General features: G+C 48.3%; 16 protein-coding genes and 1 pseudogene. 8 read left to right on the top strand and 9 right to left on the bottom strand.

Annotation, left to right across the window (positions count from 1 at the left end):
- Positions 1-76: 76 nt before the first annotated feature.
- Entirely contained in the window at positions 77-1,483 is a 1,407-nt protein-coding gene (locus tag AC2JC8_RS01915) for a glycosyl hydrolase family 57 (RefSeq protein WP_484594101.1), read from the bottom strand.
- 124 nt (positions 1,484-1,607) lie between these two features.
- On the opposite strand from AC2JC8_RS01915, the gene AC2JC8_RS01910 reads away from it, so the two are divergent.
- Together AC2JC8_RS01910 and mnmE are read left to right on the top strand one after the other, a co-directional pair.
- Positions 1,608-2,024 carry a Hepatitis C virus core protein gene (locus tag AC2JC8_RS01910; RefSeq protein ID WP_484594100.1) on the top strand — a complete coding sequence of 139 codons (417 nt, stop codon included), beginning with the start codon at positions 1,608-1,610 and terminating at the stop codon, positions 2,022-2,024.
- Positions 2,017-3,372: a tRNA uridine-5-carboxymethylaminomethyl(34) synthesis GTPase MnmE gene (gene mnmE, locus AC2JC8_RS01905; protein ID WP_484400512.1), complete on the top strand. Its 1,356-nt coding sequence runs from the start codon at positions 2,017-2,019 to the stop codon at positions 3,370-3,372. The genes AC2JC8_RS01910 and mnmE overlap by 8 nt, the downstream gene beginning before the upstream one ends.
- 14 nt (positions 3,373-3,386) lie before the next feature.
- On the opposite strand, the gene AC2JC8_RS01900 is transcribed toward mnmE, so the two are convergent.
- On the bottom strand, positions 3,387-4,085 hold the full coding sequence (locus AC2JC8_RS01900) for a DUF4079 domain-containing protein (protein ID WP_484400511.1): 699 nt from the start codon (positions 4,083-4,085) through the stop codon (positions 3,387-3,389).
- A gap of 138 nt (positions 4,086-4,223) precedes the next feature.
- Between AC2JC8_RS01900 and AC2JC8_RS01895 the strand changes: the two genes are divergently transcribed.
- Genes AC2JC8_RS01895 through argS form a run of 3 tightly spaced genes read left to right on the top strand, consistent with a single transcriptional unit; the run spans position 4,224 to position 7,096 of the window.
- Complete coding sequence (locus AC2JC8_RS01895) at positions 4,224-4,379, top strand: DUF2256 domain-containing protein (RefSeq protein ID WP_484400509.1); 156 nt, start codon at positions 4,224-4,226, stop codon at positions 4,377-4,379.
- A gap of 43 nt (positions 4,380-4,422) precedes the next feature.
- Complete coding sequence (gene nadC / locus AC2JC8_RS01890; RefSeq protein WP_484400553.1) at positions 4,423-5,250, top strand: carboxylating nicotinate-nucleotide diphosphorylase; 828 nt, start codon at positions 4,423-4,425, stop codon at positions 5,248-5,250.
- A gap of 40 nt (positions 5,251-5,290) precedes the next feature.
- Positions 5,291-7,096 (top strand): arginine--tRNA ligase, encoded by a 1,806-nt coding sequence (gene argS / locus AC2JC8_RS01885; protein ID WP_484400508.1) that lies wholly within the window; start codon positions 5,291-5,293, stop codon positions 7,094-7,096.
- Between the two features lie 59 nt (positions 7,097-7,155).
- Here argS and AC2JC8_RS01880 read toward each other — a convergent pair.
- Positions 7,156-7,602 (bottom strand): annotated as a pseudogene (locus tag AC2JC8_RS01880) (DUF1643 domain-containing protein); the annotation flags it as partial.
- An 85-nt stretch (positions 7,603-7,687) separates the two neighbouring features.
- Here AC2JC8_RS01880 and AC2JC8_RS01875 point away from each other — a divergent pair.
- A complete protein-coding gene (locus tag AC2JC8_RS01875) occupies positions 7,688-8,770 on the top strand; it encodes a pyridoxal phosphate-dependent aminotransferase (protein ID WP_484594099.1) in 1,083 nt (360 codons plus the stop codon).
- 111 nt (positions 8,771-8,881) lie between these two features.
- On the opposite strand, the gene AC2JC8_RS01870 is transcribed toward AC2JC8_RS01875, so the two are convergent.
- From AC2JC8_RS01870 to prfB, 6 genes are all read right to left on the bottom strand, one after another.
- Positions 8,882-9,610, bottom strand: coding sequence for an MBL fold metallo-hydrolase (locus AC2JC8_RS01870; protein WP_484594098.1), 729 nt, complete (start codon positions 9,608-9,610; stop codon positions 8,882-8,884).
- A 42-nt stretch (positions 9,611-9,652) separates the two neighbouring features.
- Positions 9,653-10,246: an anthranilate synthase component II gene (locus AC2JC8_RS01865; protein WP_484594097.1), complete on the bottom strand. Its 594-nt coding sequence runs from the start codon at positions 10,244-10,246 to the stop codon at positions 9,653-9,655.
- The gene (locus AC2JC8_RS01860; protein ID WP_484400966.1) at positions 10,246-10,668 is read right to left on the bottom strand and encodes a diacylglycerol kinase family protein; all 423 of its coding nucleotides are present in this window, start codon (positions 10,666-10,668) and stop codon (positions 10,246-10,248) included. The genes AC2JC8_RS01865 and AC2JC8_RS01860 overlap by 1 nt, the downstream gene beginning before the upstream one ends.
- 32 nt (positions 10,669-10,700) lie before the next feature.
- The gene (gene ybeY / locus AC2JC8_RS01855; protein ID WP_484400959.1) at positions 10,701-11,210 is read right to left on the bottom strand and encodes an rRNA maturation RNase YbeY; all 510 of its coding nucleotides are present in this window, start codon (positions 11,208-11,210) and stop codon (positions 10,701-10,703) included.
- Positions 11,210-11,365 carry a DUF3285 domain-containing protein gene (locus AC2JC8_RS01850; RefSeq protein ID WP_484400958.1) on the bottom strand — a complete coding sequence of 52 codons (156 nt, stop codon included), beginning with the start codon at positions 11,363-11,365 and terminating at the stop codon, positions 11,210-11,212. The genes ybeY and AC2JC8_RS01850 overlap by 1 nt, the downstream gene beginning before the upstream one ends.
- Positions 11,366-11,375: 10 nt before the next feature.
- A protein-coding gene (gene prfB / locus AC2JC8_RS01845) for a peptide chain release factor 2 (RefSeq protein WP_484400965.1) occupies positions 11,376-12,501 on the bottom strand; the annotation gives its coding sequence in 2 pieces (ribosomal slippage) (positions 11,376-12,425 and positions 12,427-12,501; 1,125 coding nt in all).
- A gap of 92 nt (positions 12,502-12,593) precedes the next feature.
- On the opposite strand from prfB, the gene grxC reads away from it, so the two are divergent.
- A complete protein-coding gene (grxC, locus tag AC2JC8_RS01840) occupies positions 12,594-12,851 on the top strand; it encodes a glutaredoxin 3 (RefSeq protein ID WP_484594096.1) in 258 nt (85 codons plus the stop codon).
- Positions 12,852-12,868: 17 nt separating this feature from the next.
- Positions 12,869-13,506: ATP-grasp domain-containing protein (locus tag AC2JC8_RS01835; RefSeq protein WP_484594095.1), on the top strand; the 638-nt coding region annotated here is incomplete at its 3' end.

Genomic DNA, 13,506 nt, shown 5'->3' with positions numbered 1-13,506 from the left:
CGAAGCGACGAACTTTTTCACTTTTTAAAAAAAATTTTATTTAACTTACCTCAATGCAAATAGCTTGTCAAGCCTTTCAAATGCCCACCAAAGCTTCTTCACCGGCTCGATAGATCTCTGTTGCATATTCAGTCCAGCCGCCTTGGCCCCAATAGCGAAAGCAACTAGTTTGCAGCAATAAAACATACAATAGTGCGGTTTGATATTTAGATGTTTTTGTAATCTCTGGATCTATAATTACCAGATGATCAAACAATTGGTGAAACTTTGCACTTAGTTGATTCATCGGCTCCAATACATTTGCATAACCTTCCACCCAACTTAAATTATTTGTCCAGGAAGCGCCAACCATTGCGCTGGTATCTGGTGGTAATTGATTATCAATCTGCTGCCATAGCTTATATTGCTGCACGGCTTGAATGATTGGAAAATCATCCTCCTGCACACCAGCAGCATCTAATAGCTCCAAATATTCAGTGCCATTAATAGCTACTGTTGAGCTTTGCGTGGCGATGCGCTGATTAGCCTGAATAAAAGCTTGGGGGAATTCATTCATCATCACACCACCATTTTCACCATCAGCAATTTGTGAAACCAAAGCGGGAACTTTCATATTGCCAATTGCCTGTTTAGTTAGGCCCAGTGCCTCATAGCAAGGCTGCATCTGACCTACAAGTTTTGTATCGGAACCCTGGGTTTTAATTAATACTGTAATTGAAACTGATTCGCCTTTAAAATTTCGCGCTATCAACTTATTTGGAATATATTTTTGGGATTGATTCAAACAACTGCCATCTAAATTTTCAACGCTATGTTCCTGCACAAGTAACCAGCGATAGCCACATTCCTTCAAAGCCTTTATAAATTCATATAGCGTATCTGGATGATTAGGTAAATGCATCTCTGGGGCCGAGAAGCCCTTCACCCGTTGCAATGCATCATTGCCAAATAAAGCTGCAAAATGATGCTGCCAAGCGGTGATTTGAAGTTTTAGATCTGGTATTGGAGTAGAGGGCGCAACTGCGTGGCTCCAAAAGGTGCCCAGCCATTCCACGTAGGGCTGAAGGCTTGGGTCGCAGGTTAAATATTTAAGCGAATTTATAATATCAACACGACCCATTTGCTCAAACCCCCAGAGCAGATTTCCAGAATAATCCAACATTATTCGAGGACTACATCCTGCCTCTATCAATTCAGGCATTATTTTTGCAAGGCGTTTATAACAATTAGCAAAAGATTCTGCATTATGATTATCCCCTTCGCCTGGATGCTCAAACATATATTGTAAATGCGAAATCAGGCTTCCATCTACGCCGGCCGGAATCGTTGGCTGATGCATATGCAATGCGCAGCAAAAAGCAGAATTAATTTGCGAAAAATCAAACTTAGAGTTTCTTATGAATACAGGCTGATCTTGTTGAAGCAACTCAAGCAGTTCAGCTTCATTGCCAGAAATTGCTGGAAGCTTAAATGTTGGAATCATTGCTTGAAATAAAAAGGTGAATTAGCAAGCAGCGCAAACAAAACTTTTAGGGCCTAGGTGGAGGGCCCTGGTGGGCAGATCTTGCAGCCGTGTGAAATATTAGTATAACTCCGCCATTTTACCGATGAATAGGCTGATAACAGTTCAAAACAATCTTAAATTAGCAATATTGGGTTTGGTCCTTAATTTATTTGGCTTAATTGCAGCTGGAGTTGCAATAAATCTCGCAGTAACAAAGCCTGATTCCATGCATGTTGCCACATTTGTAGTGGCTTTAGCAGGATGGTTACCAGCCTTGATCATCGGCATTACCGCCTGTATTGCACTGTTGCTGCAACGGCGCTGGGGGATTGTTTTAGCTCTCGTAGCACTTGGCTTGCAACTGATTACGTTGGTGCCCTATGGCATTGTAAGAACAGTGTTGGTACCAGAAAGCAGAGCAATCTGCGGCGTTATCACAGCTGTTGTGTTGGGGGGCGGCACTGTTTTAATCATTTATTGGTCGCAAGCGCTCGCCAAATGGCAACAGGGCCATGAATAACAGCAGCACGATTGCCGCTGTTGCAACAGCGGTAGCGGCTGGAGAGGGCAGTGTTGCGATTGTGCGCATCAGTGGCTCTGAAGCGGAAAAGATTGGGCGCAAATTATTTGTTAGCGCTGGCCAGCAGCAATGGGATAGCCACAAGGTGCTGTACGGCCATGTATGCGATCCCGCTACTGGAGAACGCATTGATGAAGCCCTGCTGCTTTTGATGCGGGCACCCCGCAGCTTCACCCGTGAAACCGTGGTGGAACTCCATTGCCATGGCGGCGTGGTGGTGGTGCAGCGAGTGCTGGATCTGGTGCTGGCCGCTGGCGCTGAACGGGCCAGCGCGGGGGAATTTAGCCAAAGAGCTTTTCTTAATGGCCGCTTAGATCTCACTCGCGCAGAAGCGCTAATTGATCTGATCACAGCCCGCAGTAGGCGAGCTGCACAGCTGGCAATGGCAGGCCTTGCCGGTGGCGTGCAACAAAAAATAGAAGCGCTCAGGCAACAGCTTCTGGATCAATTAGCTGAATTAGAAGCGCGGGTTGATTTTGAAGAGGATCTACCAGCCCTAAATCCCCAGGCGGTTACTGCAGAGCTAAAAAATGTTGCAGAAGAATTGCAATTACTAATTGCAGCTGCCAACCAGGGGCAGTTGCTGCGGGAGGGCCTGCGGGTGGCAATTGTAGGCCGTCCCAATGTGGGGAAGAGCAGTTTGCTAAATCACCTATGCGGCAATGAACGGGCAATAGTTACGGATCAAGCTGGCACCACCCGCGATCTACTTGATGTTGATTTAGTTATTGATGGGGTGCCGATCACCTTGCTTGACACCGCTGGGATTCGGCCAAGTGAAGATATAGTTGAACAACTGGGTATTGAGCGCAGCCGCAAAGCCCTTGCAAGCGCCGATGTAGTAATTTTGGTTTACAACATCCACATCGGCTGGACTCCTAATGATGAAAGCCTAAGAATTGAAATTCCAAAGGAACTACATCTGCTCATTGCGGGAAATAAACTAGATTTAGGTGAAGCAAAAGAAGCTGGGCCGGCAAACGTGAAAATAAGTGCCCAAACAGGTGAGGGCATGAAACAATTCAAATCAGAATTATTATCGTCATGCGGCTATTGCGGAGAGGGCCTAGGGTTAGAAGCTGCCTTAAATCATCGGCAAAAAGATTTAGCAGCTTCTGCAAAACATGCCTTAGAGCATTGTTTAGATGCAGCTGCTAACGGGCTGCCGTGGGATTTTTGGACCATTGATCTGCGCGATGCCATAAGCCAATTAGGTGAAATAACAGGAGCTGAGATATCAGAAGCTGTTCTCGATCGCGTTTTTTCTAAATTCTGCATTGGCAAATAAAAACCTCCGCAAAATCATCGCTTTGGAGCTATGCAAGTTTGCGCGCTCCAATCGCAGGCAGCCAGAGCGGGCTTCTGCCATCTCAAGGGTATTTCAAGCAAATCGCGGGTACCTGTTATTCCTTGAATCACAAATAGCAATGCCACAAGGAGATTTGCGGCTACATGAATTCGCCGCCAGCGAAGTTGGCGCAAAATTTCTTGCCGCGCCCCAAGTGAAAACAACATCAATCCCACCACTGCCACCCCAGCCCAGTAATGGGATTGCCAGAATTCAATTTTTAACGGATTATCACTTAAGCGCCACACTTCCGGTTGGGCACCTAAACCAAGTACCCCAGCCCAGGTGATAAAAGCAAAAATGAGGCGTAGTGGCTTGCTGCTGTAGCGCCAAAGAGCCAGTAAAGAAATAATTGTTCCAATTAGTATCAATAGCAATTCAATAGCGCGGGCCACTCCACCTTTGAATTCAGCAAGAGGATTAGCTGTGGCGATTATCACCGTGAGAGATATCAAGCAAATTGCCACAACGCCAAGGGAAAGCCACTGGCCAAGATCACTGTGATCGCGGCCGGTGCTCACAGGAAGGTTTGCTCCTGCCACTCGCCTCTGGCGGGCTTGCACCCCTAATCTCACCACCACACCAATTAATGGATAGATGAGTACCACTGCTAAAACAGGATGTATTAACCAAAGCCAATCAATGCTTCCCAAAATAAATCGATCGATCCATTACAACCAGCATTAACGCTGTAAGGCTGGAGGGTTGCTAAGCACAGAAAAATTTAAGAAACCAGCTAAAATTTACACAAACCTAAACTCAGATTATAATCTGAGCATATAATTAACAAAATGCCCCATCACTTAAATAGGCCAACCAAGATTTGCAAAGTATGCGGTTTAGCATTTCAGTGGCGCAAAAAATGGGAAAATGTATGGGATGAAGTGCTCTATTGCTCCGAAAAGTGCCGTAGAAAACGCAACAAAACAAAACCCTCTGCTCCCTAACTATTTGGCTCACCTTGCAATCACTCCAGCTTTGCAGCAACAAATGCAGCAGTGGCTTATTGAAGATCTTGGCCGCGGTGATCTCAGCGCTGCCGCCCTGGTTGGTTGCAGTGGCGAGGCCCATTGGCTTGCAAAACAAGCCGGGGTGTTTTGCGGAGGCAGTTTGGCAAAAACAATCTTTCATTGTTTAGATCCAAGCTTAAAAATTCAGTTGCTTGTTAATGATGGAGATGCAATTACTGCAGGCCAACGGGTTCTAGAAATTGAAGGTGCTGCTACTGCGATGCTGGCGGCAGAACGCACTGCCCTAAATCTGGCGATGCGGCTTTCCGGTATTGCTACAGCTACTGCCGCACTTGTGAAGCAGCTGGAGGGTACGGGGGTGCGCCTTGCAGACACTCGTAAAACAAGCCCTGGCCTGCGAATATTTGAAAAATATGCCAGCAGATGCGGCGGCGCTTACAACCACCGTGTAGGGCTCGATGATGCCGCAATGCTTAAAGAAAACCACTTGGCCTGGGCTGGCGGAATTCAAAATGCCATTGCCGCAATACGTGCCAATGCCCCTTGGCCCGCTCGCATAATTGTGGAAGCCGAAACGGCAGAAGAGGCAAAAGCAGCGATAGCAGCAGGCGCTGATGCGATTTTGCTTGATGAATTCAGTGTTGCTGAACTGCAACAACTTGTGCCGCAACTGCGCAGCCTTGCTTTGAAACGCGGCACCCCTGTTTTATTGGAGGCCAGTGGCATCAACCCAGAACAAATAAGGGCTTATGCCAGCAGTGGTATTGATTTGATTTCAAGCAGCGCTGCCTGCACCCGCAGCTCTTGGCTTGATCTCAGCATGCGCTTCAACACCAACAAGGGATGATCAAGTGCTGCTTAATCCCCTGAACTGGTAGCTCTAAGCCATGCTGCGTATCTCCCACACCGTTGAGCAACAGCTTATTAACGCAATCGTGCGGGCTTTCCCCGATGCTGCCGAGCTGGCGCAAAGCAAAGGTGAAAGCCTTAATCCAGCCTTTGGAGCTGCAAGTAAACCAGAATTCGGCGATTTTCAAGCAAACGGAGCTCTTGCACTTTCGAAATGCTTAGGAAAACCGCCACGCCAAATTGCAGTGGCAATTGCTGATCAATTAAAACTCGACCCGGAATTTAATCAAATATGTAAACCAGCTGAAATCGCAGGCCCTGGATTTTTAAATATCACAATTAAACCTGAAGTGTTAGCACAAGAGTTACAAACTCAACTCGCTGATCCGCGCCTAGGTGTTGCGCCTGTAGGCGCTGAAGGAAATGGTTTATCACCAAAAGTAATCGTTGATTTCTCAAGCCCCAATATTGCAAAAGAAATGCATGTTGGGCACCTGCGGTCTACAATTATTGGTGATTGCTTAGCAAGGGTATTAGAATTTAGGGGCTATCAGGTAAAAAGACTAAACCATGTAGGCGATTGGGGCACACAGTTTGGCATGCTAATCACCCAGCTCAAAGAACTGGCACCAGAAGCATTAGATACAGCTGATGCAATCGATTTAGGAGATCTTGTTGCATTTTATCGAGGGGCAAAAGAACGCTTTGATAGTGATATTGAATTCCAGGCAATATCCCGCGAGGAAGTTGTTAAATTACAAGCTGGTGATCCAACTTCGCTCAAAGCATGGGGATTACTTTGTGAGCAGTCTCGCAAAGAGTTTCAAAAAATTTATCATACGCTAAATATAGCATTGCAAGAGCGCGGTGAATCATTTTATAATCCTTATCTGCAAGCAGTTGTTAGTGATCTAGCTCAGGCGGGCTTTCTGGTTATTGATGATGGTGCCGGCTGTGTATTCCTTGAAGGGATGCTTAGCAAAGAAGGCACTCCCCTACCACTAATTATCCAAAAGAGCGACGGCGGTTTTAATTATGCAACCACTGATCTTGCTGCAATTCGCTATCGATTTGATAAGGCTGGAGATGGCGCAAAAAGAATCATCTATGTAACTGATGCAGGCCAAGCGAACCACTTTGCAGCTATATTTCAAGTGGCGAAACGAGCCGGCTGGATTCCGCCTGAGGCAAGCATTGAACATGTGCCCTTTGGCTTGGTGCAAGGGGTTGATGGCAAAAAACTAAAAACTAGATCGGGTGAAACAGTTCGCTTAAAAGATCTCCTAGCAGAAGCAGTGGAGCACTGCAGCAATGATCTTCGCAAGCGAATTAAAGAAGAAGATCGCAGCGAATCAGAGGATTTCGTGAAACAGGTATCAACAACTATTGGGTTAGCTGCAGTTAAGTATGCAGATTTAAGTACTAATAGAATTACAAATTATCAGTTTAGTTTTGATCGCATGCTAGCTCTAAATGGCAACACAGCTCCCTATCTACTATATGCGGCAGTAAGAATAAAGGGAATCGCAAGAAAAGGCGGCATTCTTAATACCAAGCAAACAGCCGACTTAATATTTGATCAGCCTCAGGAGTGGATCTTGGCGCGGCAACTACTACAGTTTGACCAGGTTATCCAAGATGTTGAAATCGAACTGCTTCCAAACCGGCTATGTAGCTATTTGTTTGAATTAAGCCAATCTTTTAATCGCTTTTATGATCAAGTAACAGTATTAAAAGCAGAGGAGCCTGCCCGCAGCTCACGGCTTGCACTCTGCGGATTAACAGCCAAAGTTTTAGAGCTGGGCCTCAATTTATTGGGCATTGAAACCCTTGAGAGGATGTAGCTATTTAGATCAAAAGAATCGAAACCCCATTGATAATTTAAACGCGAGGGATGGCGGGGATGCCCAGCCTTCGTGAGGGGTCCAAAATGCAACCAATTAATTTTTTTAGTTTTTATTGTTTCATAAACATAAACCAAACTTTTTAAGAAATATTCCCTTAAAGTTATGCCCTCACCCCAGGCAAGCCACACAGCTGGCTCGGGGCTGGCGAGTATAAAATTAATAATTTGCACTTGATTATTTAAACATATTTGAGTATTTACATTAAGCGGCAATAGATTTATATGGGTGCAGCGAAGCGGGCATAGATTTAACATCACAAAGCCATCATAGCCGTTATTTTTTGCAACCTTTTCCACTCTGGTAATTGTTGCATCCGCCCTATCTGCTGTTGCAATACTAGGGTTGAGCCCAATAATCCTCAACAACTTTTCACCACTTTTACCAAGTGCTATACGCTGCTTATTCGCTTGCTTATTTATATAAATATCAAACAGGCCAAGCATTGGGCTTCCAAGGTATTAGCTTGTTCATAGCAAACGTAAGTTCACCTTGGGAGATTCGTTTGGGCCGCCGCCAGCCCGGGCGGAAGTGGAAAACCTGCAGAGTTACAGCGCGCCCTTGGAAGGTCGCAGGGGGATGTTGCGACTCGACTTTAACGAAAATACTGTGGGGCCAAGCCCCAAGGTGGTGGCAGCAATCCGAGCAATACCTGCCAACCACTACGCCATCTATCCGGAATACAACGAATTAAGAGATGCTTTCTCCCGTTCCCTTCAATTGGCTCGCGAACAATTAGGCCTCTTCAATGGCGTTGATGCTGCTTTGCATGCAATTTGTCATGCCTACGGCAATCCGGGCGATGTTCTACTCACCACTAGCCCCACCTTTGGTTACTACAAACCCTGCGGTGAGATGCAAGGTATGCAGATCAAGGCGATCCCATACCAATTGCCAGATTTTCAATTTCCCCTTGACGAGATTCGCTCAGCCTTAATTCAATTGCGGCCGCGTTTGTTGTTATTGTGTAATCCCAATAACCCCACTGGTACGCGGCTAGCAGCTACTCACATCCTTGAATTAACAGCTGCTGCTCCTCAAACTTTAGTAGTAGTGGATGAACTTTACGAGGCCTTTACTGGTGATAGTCTACTACCTATATTGCTAAATCAAGCAGGCAGCTCTAATCCGTTTAGTTCATACCCAAACTTAATAATCTTACGCTCGTTATCAAAAACTGCTGGTATCGCCGGATTACGTCTTGGCGTTGCATTAGCTGAGGCTGCAGTAATTGAACGTTTGAATCGTGTTACCGGCCCCTACGACATCAATAGTTTTGCTAGTACCGCTGCAATTGCAGCCTTAGGAGATCAAGCCTACGTTGATAGTTATGTAGAGGAGGTATTGCTGGCAAAAAAATGGTTGATAGAACAGCTCAGCAAAGCCAAAGTGAAACACCATGGAGCCGGCGGCAATTATTTATTGATCTGGCCTAAGCAGGCGGCAGAATTTGTGGATCAAAAGTTAAGGGCAGAAGGAATCCTTTGCCGAAACATGGCTGGCAAAGCGCTAATCGACGGTTCTTTAAGGGTAAGTATTGGCACTAGGGAGCAGATGCACCTTTTCTGGCACGCCTTTGCTGCGATCGAAGGGCTGCAGGGAACCTCCACTTAAGCCCATAAAAATTGCCAGCAAACCAAGTTGCAGTGCTAAGCAACAACCCACTGCCCGGCGTTGCTCCCAGAACAGTTTCGCCATCACCCCAAATGCGGAGGACGAATATTTTCAGGGCATCAACTCAATTTTGGTTGTATCGCCGAGGGGTGGTGTGAGGGTGAGCACACCACCGGGCTTATTAACGGCCACGCCCTTCAAGGCTTCCAGGAAAGGTTTGCTGTCGCCTTGATCGCAATTCAGGGGTGCTTTAGAGCTGCGCAGATATTGCACTGGGATAACCCGGCGCGGATTTAATTCCCGCACTACAGCTGCTGCTTCCGATCCGGAATACACCTTGGCTCCACCGCCGATGCCAATAATCAACACATCAGGGCGACCCAACAGCACTTTGTCTTCTGGTTTGAGCGTTGCTGCTGTACCGCCAAGGTGGGCAAATTCCAGGCCCCCCTGGCGCCAACGCCAGATCACTCCATTACCAAAACGACGGCCGCCCACCCGATCATGGGGGGCAGCAAAACCTTCAAAGCGAATGCCTGCCAATTTGTAAGAACCAGGGGTTGCTAAAAAGCGGCCGCCTCCAACCTTTGCGCCTTCATCCCGCAAAAGGCTGCTAGCTAAAACCACATTGGCTGATACTGCCGGCATCGTTAACCCCGCCGCACAACCAACCGATTGATAAGGATTAAGCAGCACCGAGCTGCCTCCCCCTTGAATTAAAAGGGCGCTATGGCCATAGCTAGTGATAGTTACCCCACCACCTGCACCAGCGACAGGTAACGCCAGCCCAAGGGCGGCGGCACCGAAGAAAGCACCGAGCACTGGGCGAAACATGGGCATAAACAATTTAAATTGAAACCTAGCAGTATTGATTCAATTAGCTCAGGCAGAAGCGCTAGCTAGGAAATTGGCTAGCAGTTGATGGCCAGCTTCTGTAAGCACACTTTCAGGATGAAATTGCACCCCCTGCAGCAAGGGATAACTGCGATGCCTAAGCCCCATCACCATGCCATCTTCTAGCCAAGCTGTTACTTCCAAACAATCAGGCAGGCTTTCACGTTCTGCGATCAAGGAGTGGTAACGGGTTGCCGTTAAAGGATTAGGCAAGCCAGCGAAAACCCCTTGCCCCCCGTGGCGTACCGCCGATGTTTTGCCATGCATTAATTCTGGCGCCCGCACCACTTTTCCGCCAAATACTTGGGCGATAGCTTGATGGCCAAGGCATACCCCAAGCAGAGGCAGCCGCGGCCCTAATTCAGCTATCACCTGGGGGCAAATACCTGCCTGATCAGGGGTGCCAGGGCCGGGTGAAATTAAAATTGCCGCGGGGTTCAAAGCTTCAATTTGAGCTAAATCAAGGGCATCATTACGTTCAACCCGCACATCTAAAGCAATTGGATGATCAATAGCTAACTCGCCAAGATATTGGACTAAATTGAACGTAAAACTATCGTAATTATCAAGAACTAATAACATTAGAAACTAAGCCTTGAGAGCAGAGGTGGCAATAGTAAAAGCACCGCAATTAATAAAGATGCAACTGCCGCCACCAACACCGCCGCCGCCGCACAATCCTTGGCGATGCGGGCAAGCGGGTGATAGCGGCGACCCACCGCTAAATCTACCGCTGCCTCCATGGCTGTATTAAGCAATTCCAGCACTAATACCGCTGTTACGGTAAGTACAAGCACCGCTAAGCGATCCAGAGATAATTGCAGCCATAGAGCTAAGCCAAATACCAACACCCCCGTTGTTACGTGGATACGGAAATTGCGTTGGGTAAGTAAGGAATAGCCCAAGCCCTGGGCGGCATAGCGAAAGCTGGCAGGCAAATCCCTAGCCACTTGCCAAGCCCCCACCCTTAAACGACGCAAGCGGCGATTAGCCGATAGGTCGATAGGGCTTGGATCAGTGGCTTCTAACTCTGAGGTCAACGGCTGAAAGCCTGTTTAGCAACGATACCGCTGATCTGGGCTGGCAACAGCTCGAGCAATTGTTGTTGCCTCATCAGCATTGCCGCCAGCTGTTCTTCATCAGGATGATCCCAACCCAGCAGGTGCAGCAATCCATGGCTCGCAAGGAAGCAAAGCTCGTGTTCAATGCCTTCAAGGGCATCACGTTTTGCAGTTTCAAGCGAAATAACAATGTCCCCCAGTTCGCAGGGCACCCCCGGCAATTGCAATTGGGGGCCGGAAGGAAAAGCCAGCACGTCGGTGGCTTCTGGCTTGGCGCGCCAACTGCCATTTAAAGCAGCAATTACATCATCGCTGCAAAGCTGCAAACCCACGCTGTATTCAGCAGCCCTAAATTCCTGCGGCAACTCGTTTTGCAAATTTAGCAACCACAATTCAAGAATTTGCTGCCAATGGCCTTCACCAAGAGGATCAAGCAGAGCTGAATCTGGGGCGTTGTAGGCCAGATCCAAAACGAGGCTTGGCATCAGCCTGGCACTGCTGGCCGCGCAAACCAGGCTAAAAGCAGCAACACACCAGTAAGGCCAACGGCGGTGAGGCCAAAATGAAACAAGCTTTGGCGCCCTTTGCGCACCATATTGCGCATGGCTAATTTAACGAAACTTGGCGATGCTTCTGTCATCGGATTTTTTTCATGAGGCTTCCTCACCAACGGCGTCTACACCTTGGCGCAATAGCGACTGAATGAAGGGATCTAGATCACCATTCATCACCCCTTGCACATCTGTTGTTTCCTCTGCCGTGCGGAGATCTTTCACCATTTGATACGGATGAAATACATAGTTACGGATTTGATTACCCCAAGCTGCTTCCACGATGTCGCCGCGGATATCAGCGATTTCAGCTGCCCGCTGCTCTTGTGCGATCACCATTAATTTTGCTTTGAGTAGCGCCATGGCCTTTTCTTTATTTTGGAGCTGAGAGCGCTCCTGGGTGCAACGCACCGCAAGACCGGTTGGAACATGCAAAATCCGCACAGCTGTTTCGACCTTGTTTACGTTTTGACCGCCCGCGCCGCCTGAACGGGAAGTGGTGATCTCCAAATCTTTATCAGGAATATCCAGCTTTACATCTTCATCCAGTTTTGGCATTACCTCCACTCCAGCAAAACTGGTTTGGCGCTTGTCGTTTGCATTAAACGGTGAAATTCGCACCAACCGATGGGTGCCCTTTTCATTGCGTAAATAGCCATAGGCATAGCGGCCATCAATTTCGATCGTGCAGCTTTTGATCCCTGCTTCCTCCCCTTCGGAAATTTCATCCACACTCACCTTCATGCCATGGGCTTCCCCCCAGCGGGTGTACATACGCATCAACATCAAGGCCCAATCCTGGGCATCGGTGCCGCCGGCACCGGCATTAATGGAGATCACCGCACCTTCTTGGTCGTAGGTGCCGCTCAGCAGGCGCTCAAGTTCCCAGCGATCTAAGGCGGATTTAAGCGTTTGCAAGCCGCCATTGGCCTCATGCAACATCGCCTCGTCTGGTTCAAGGTCGTAGAGCTCAAGGGTGGCGCGAGCATCATTAATAGAGTTGTGCCATTGCTTTAGCTGCAGCAACTGGGCCTTCACGTCATCGAGTTGCCGCATTTGCTTGCGGGCATTTTGCTGGTCGTTCCAGAAATCAGATTGGGCTGCAAGCTGCTCAAGATCACGCTGACGCGCATTTAAACCAGCTACGTCAAAGACAGTCCTGGACATGGCCCAGGAGATCGGTGAGTTCAGATAAATCGCGTTTGAAATCGGTTAGATCGAGCACCTGGCCTTGTAATTCCAAGCCAAACCGTACTCAATCGCAGCCCCGTTAATGCTCACCCCTCTAAATTGGTAAATGCAAAAGGATTGCTTTTCATGACCGCCAGCGTTGAGATCTACACCTGGAGGTCCTGCCCATTGTGCATCAGGGCAAAACAGCTGTTAGATCGCAAAAAGGTGATTTATACCGAACACGCAATCGATGGCGATGAAGCAGCCCGCACGGTTATGGCAGCTAAAAGTGGCGGCCGCCGCAGCGTTCCCCAAGTTTTCATCAACGCTGAACACGTTGGCGGTTGTGATGATCTCCATGCCCTAGAACGATCCGGCCAGCTAGATGCTCTGCTCACTTGATTTAGGAGTTAAAGCCAGTGGCCCGTCAGTTATTTGTTGTTGATCCGGTTGAACGCCTGAAGCCTGAAAAAGACAGCAGCGTTGCTTTGATGCAAGCCGCCGAGCGGGCTGGTGAGCAGGTGTGGGTGTGCTGCATTGCCGATCTCGCCTTCTCAGCAGAGGGCCCTTTGGTGCGCGCCCAACCGATAACCACCACGCCTTGGTTTGAATTAGGAGAGCAACAATGGCTGCCTTTGCGGCAGTTTCCAAAGGTGTGGATGCGCAAAGATCCGCCGGTGGATGAGGCTTATATCTATGCCACTCAGCTCCTGGAATTAGCCGAACTAGAGGGGGTTCAAGTGCTTAATCGCCCTGCCAGCCTGAGGGCCTGGAATGAAAAATTAGGGGCCCTGCGTTTTCCCCATTTAATGGCTCCCACCATGGTGAGCAGCCAGGTGGAGGCCCTAGCAGCTTTTGCTGAAACCCATTCCGATGTGGTGCTTAAACCCCTTGGGGGCAAGGCCGGTCAAGGGGTGATCAGAGCAAATGGCGCTGGCCCGGGGCTTGCTGCGTTACTTGAATTAGTAACCCAGCAGCAGCAACTGCCAGTGATGATTCAAGCCTTCCTGCCGGTGGTTTGTGCAGGTGATAAACGCATCCTGCTGGTGGATGGCAT

It is taken from the genome of Synechococcus sp. (assembly GCF_982614295.1).
Note: the sequence above shows the minus strand (reverse complement) of the source record. Positions and strands in the feature narration are given on the sequence as shown.

Excerpts from the sequence above, each read along its gene's own strand:
- AC2JC8_RS01915 (WP_484594101.1), bottom strand. The coding sequence starts at position 1,483 with ATGATTCCAACATTTAAGCTTCCAGCAATTTCTGGCAATGAAGCTGAA.
- AC2JC8_RS01910 (WP_484594100.1), top strand. The coding sequence starts at position 1,608 with ATGAATAGGCTGATAACAGTTCAAAACAATCTTAAATTAGCAATATTG.
- mnmE (WP_484400512.1), top strand. The coding sequence starts at position 2,017 with ATGAATAACAGCAGCACGATTGCCGCTGTTGCAACAGCGGTAGCGGCT.
- AC2JC8_RS01895 (WP_484400509.1), top strand. The coding sequence starts at position 4,224 with ATGCCCCATCACTTAAATAGGCCAACCAAGATTTGCAAAGTATGCGGT.
- nadC (WP_484400553.1), top strand. The coding sequence starts at position 4,423 with ATGCAGCAGTGGCTTATTGAAGATCTTGGCCGCGGTGATCTCAGCGCT.
- argS (WP_484400508.1), top strand. The coding sequence starts at position 5,291 with ATGCTGCGTATCTCCCACACCGTTGAGCAACAGCTTATTAACGCAATC.
- AC2JC8_RS01870 (WP_484594098.1), bottom strand. The coding sequence starts at position 9,610 with ATGCCCATGTTTCGCCCAGTGCTCGGTGCTTTCTTCGGTGCCGCCGCC.
- AC2JC8_RS01865 (WP_484594097.1), bottom strand. The coding sequence starts at position 10,246 with ATGTTATTAGTTCTTGATAATTACGATAGTTTTACGTTCAATTTAGTC.
- ybeY (WP_484400959.1), bottom strand. The coding sequence starts at position 11,210 with ATGCCAAGCCTCGTTTTGGATCTGGCCTACAACGCCCCAGATTCAGCT.
- AC2JC8_RS01850 (WP_484400958.1), bottom strand. The coding sequence starts at position 11,365 with ATGACAGAAGCATCGCCAAGTTTCGTTAAATTAGCCATGCGCAATATG.
- grxC (WP_484594096.1), top strand. The coding sequence starts at position 12,594 with ATGACCGCCAGCGTTGAGATCTACACCTGGAGGTCCTGCCCATTGTGC.